Source organism: Myxococcus sp. AM011 (assembly GCF_013372595.1).
GTDB lineage: Bacteria > Myxococcota > Myxococcia > Myxococcales > Myxococcaceae > Myxococcus > Myxococcus eversor.
Genome location: NZ_JABXEM010000534.1, coordinates 1 through 1,815, shown reverse-complemented (window position 1 = coordinate 1,815; position 1,815 = coordinate 1). Strand labels below are relative to the sequence as shown.

Genomic DNA, 1,815 nt, shown 5'->3' with positions numbered 1-1,815 from the left:
CGCGCGTCTTCGTCATGCTGGCCACGGTGGCCATCGGGAACACGGCGGGACTGGCGGCGAAGTCAATGGGGTTGCCGGGTTCCGCCCAGGCGGCCCTGGCGGTGGAGTCCCAAGCGGGCTTCCAGTATGCGGCCGTGGGCAGCGTGAGTTCAGTCGCCTTGACGGCGGAGGGCTTCACCATCTCGCTCGCCCCGAATGCCGTGGCCATGGCGAGCCGGAGAGGGCGTAGTGAGAATCATCACATCGCCACGAACAAGAACGATGTCTCCGCCGCGCGCGGTGGCCCCTGGACGCCAAGATTCAGGGAGTTGTTCACACGAGCTGGAATGAAGCTGAAGGACCCCGAGAATATCGTCGAAGTCGTGGGCCACAAGGGGCCACATCCGCAGCGGTATCACGAGTACGTCTATCGCCGACTGAGGTCGGCCTTGGGAGAGTGCCGCAAGGTTGACGAGTGCCGGAAGGCCCTCACGGATGAGCTACGCATTCTCGCCAGAGAAGCGCAGACCTCAGGAACCAAAATCCACGGCCTTTTGACTCGGGACCCGTGAGGACTCTAGGAAGTCCACCATGCCGAATCCGTCGCGATACTACGCGCTCAGCGAAGACGTGCAGGGTGGGAACTGGTACCTGGGGGACCCGCTGGATGAGACGGGCACCGAGGTCGAGGACATCTGGCAGTTCGCCCGGGGGCGTTCCATACATCTCGCGGGTCGCCTGAAGTTTCCCATCAGCGAGCCTGGAAGGTGGTTGGACTACTGCACGGCGGGCGTCGGCAACGCTCCCATCGTCCACGTCAGGGTGGCCAACCTCTTCGCGGAGCTGGCGCCCGATGATGTGCAATTGATACCCGTCGATGTCGAAGGTCGCCCGGAACAGCATGTCGTGCTCGTCGCCACGAAGCTCATCCGATGCATCGATGACGCGGCTTCGGAAGAGATAATGTATTGGAAGCCCGAGGACGAGCGGCCGGACAAGCTCGGCCAGTACCGCAGCGTCTACGGGATGCGAATCGACCCCACGAAGGTGGGCGGTGCGAAGGTGTTCCGCACCTGGGGGTGGTCCATTGCCCTCATCGTCTCCGAGGACATCAAGGTGGCCCTGGAGCGAGCGAACGTCACGGGGGCGAAGTTCGAGGAAGTCTGAGCGGCCACGCGCCTCCCCAGGTCCTGTCGAAGTCCCCTGCCTTCCGCGCCAGCGCGTGAGCCAACCGCCGAAGCGTCCTCCGCGTCCGGCTCCGCAGGGCGCGGCGCCCAAACCCGCTCAACCCTGTTCAGCCACCGTCAGGGCTGCGTCCACTCCCCATAAATATAGCGGGCGATAACCTGGTGCCGGAGCACAACGGCACCTGGCTTGGAGCCCTCCAACTTCTCCAAGCCCTCGAAGCGACTGTCATTTCCAAGAACAATGCAAATGGGAACCTCTCGCGGTAGCGGGTCGCCCGAGGCGTCAATCGCTCCAGGAGCAGGAAACACCTTCGTGTACCGACCCACGACGTATTTCCCCTCCGTCCAGAGATAGCCCTCGACCCGCCAACCCTTCTTGAGGATGTCTCTGTCCCGGGGGATCGCGCCGATGTACTTGCCAGTTCGGTACACCCCATAAGTGCTGGAGAAGCCGGGCTGGTTCACGTCCAGCAATAAAGCAAGGTTCTCATCGTCGTTCGCCCGCAGGCGCGACATGTACTCACGCGCTTCCGCCGTGCAGGCCTCCCGCTCCGGCCGCACCTGGGAGGCCGGGCAACCCGCCGCCACCTGAGCGGCGAGCGTGTACCCCGCACACCTGGCCAGAAACTCCGGGGTGAAGGTGGGGCGG

At 64.0% G+C, this 1,815-nt stretch carries 2 protein-coding genes and 1 pseudogene; 2 read left to right on the top strand and 1 reads right to left on the bottom strand.

The features are described from left to right. Together HUW62_RS47085 and HUW62_RS47080 are read left to right on the top strand one after the other, a co-directional pair. The coding region (locus HUW62_RS47085; protein WP_176438172.1) for an AHH domain-containing protein at nt 1-551 on the top strand (551 nt) is incomplete at its 5' end. A gap of 19 nt (nt 552-570) precedes the next feature. Next, nucleotides 571-1,146, top strand: a complete 576-nt coding sequence (locus HUW62_RS47080; RefSeq protein ID WP_163871135.1) for a DUF1629 domain-containing protein — start codon at nt 571-573, stop codon at nt 1,144-1,146. Between the two features lie 137 nt (nt 1,147-1,283). Here the strand turns inward: HUW62_RS47080 and HUW62_RS47075 are convergent. Then, nucleotides 1,284-1,815: pseudogene (locus tag HUW62_RS47075) on the bottom strand (hypothetical protein); the annotation flags it as partial.